The following is a 2,083-nucleotide window of genomic DNA, read 5'->3' as shown; positions in this document are numbered from 1 at the left end:
TCATGCACGTCTCGCTCATACGACGTACCAGATTACGCTCATATGGCCATGGAGGCCAGTGAATTCCACGGAACTGATGAATGGGAGCAGTGGTGGAATGCCTTTAATGAGGAAAACCTGTTTTGCTCAGAAGAAATGCCATCTAGTGATGATGAGGCTACTGCTGACTCTCAACATTCTACTCCTCCAAAAAAGAAGAGAAAGGTAGAAGACCCCAAGGACTTTCCTTCAGAATTGCTAAGTTTTTTGAGTCATGCTGTGTTTAGTAATAGAACTCTTGCTTGCTTTGCTATTTACACCACAAAGGAAAAAGCTGCACTGCTATACAAGAAAATTATGGAAAAATATTCTGTAACCTTTATAAGTAGGCATAACAGTTATAATCATAACATACTGTTTTTTCTTACTCCACACAGGCATAGAGTGTCTGCTATTAATAACTATGCTCAAAAATTGTGTACCTTTAGCTTTTTAATTTGTAAAGGGGTTAATAAGGAATATTTGATGTATAGTGCCTTGACTAGAGATCCATTTTCTGTTATTGAGGAAAGTTTGCCAGGTGGGTTAAAGGAGCATGATTTTAATCCAGAAGAAGCAGAGGAAACTAAACAAGTGTCCTGGAAGCTTGTAACAGAGTATGCAATGGAAACAAAATGTGATGATGTGTTGTTATTGCTTGGGATGTACTTGGAATTTCAGTACAGTTTTGAAATGTGTTTAAAATGTATTAAAAAAGAACAGCCCAGCCACTATAAGTACCATGAAAAGCATTATGCAAATGCTGCTATATTTGCTGACAGCAAAAACCAAAAAACCATATGCCAACAGGCTGTTGATACTGTTTTAGCTAAAAAGCGGGTTGATAGCCTACAATTAACTAGAGAACAAATGTTAACAAACAGATTTAATGATCTTTTGGATAGGATGGATATAATGTTTGGTTCTACAGGCTCTGCTGACATAGAAGAATGGATGGCTGGAGTTGCTTGGCTACACTGTTTGTTGCCCAAAATGGATTCAGTGGTGTATGACTTTTTAAAATGCATGGTGTACAACATTCCTAAAAAAAGATACTGGCTGTTTAAAGGACCAATTGATAGTGGTAAAACTACATTAGCAGCTGCTTTGCTTGAATTATGTGGGGGGAAAGCTTTAAATGTTAATTTGCCCTTGGACAGGCTGAACTTTGAGCTAGGAGTAGCTATTGACCAGTTTTTAGTAGTTTTTGAGGATGTAAAGGGCACTGGAGGGGAGTCCAGAGATTTGCCTTCAGGTCAGGGAATTAATAACCTGGACAATTTAAGGGATTATTTGGATGGCAGTGTTAAGGTAAACTTAGAAAAGAAACACCTAAATAAAAGAACTCAAATATTTCCCCCTGGAATAGTCACCATGAATGAGTACAGTGTGCCTAAAACACTGCAGGCCAGATTTGTAAAACAAATAGATTTTAGGCCCAAAGATTATTTAAAGCATTGCCTGGAACGCAGTGAGTTTTTGTTAGAAAAGAGAATAATTCAAAGTGGCATTGCTTTGCTTCTTATGTTAATTTGGTACAGACCTGTGGCTGAGTTTGCTCAAAGTATTCAGAGCAGAATTGTGGAGTGGAAAGAGAGATTGGACAAAGAGTTTAGTTTGTCAGTGTATCAAAAAATGAAGTTTAATGTGGCTATGGGAATTGGAGTTTTAGATTGGCTAAGAAACAGTGATGATGATGATGAAGACAGCCAGGAAAATGCTGATAAAAATGAAGATGGTGGGGAGAAGAACATGGAAGACTCAGGGCATGAAACAGGCATTGATTCACAGTCCCAAGGCTCATTTCAGGCCCCTCAGTCCTCACAGTCTGTTCATGATCATAATCAGCCATACCACATTTGTAGAGGTTTTACTTGCTTTAAAAAACCTCCCACACCTCCCCCTGAACCTGAAACAGTCAACGCCCCCAACTGAGAGAACTCAAGGGCACGCCCTGGCACCCGCACGCTAACTAGTGTCGACTTTTTTTTTTTTTTTTTTTTTTTTTTTTGCTGATACAACTCATTTCATTCCAAAATAATGTCGTTCTAGATTAGCAAAATGC

The 2,083-nt window shown here is 38.5% G+C and carries 1 protein-coding gene; it reads left to right on the top strand.

From position 1 onward, the window contains the following. Positions 1-1,953 (top strand): hypothetical protein (locus GQA99_RS21080; RefSeq protein WP_206194593.1); only part of this gene is annotated, 1,953 nt, incomplete at its 5' end. Positions 1,954-2,083 lie beyond the last annotated feature (130 nt).

It is taken from the genome of Shewanella litoralis, assembly GCF_009828585.1.
Classification (GTDB): domain Bacteria; phylum Pseudomonadota; class Gammaproteobacteria; order Enterobacterales; family Shewanellaceae; genus Shewanella; species Shewanella litoralis.
Note: the sequence above shows the minus strand (reverse complement) of the source record. Positions and strands in the feature narration are given on the sequence as shown.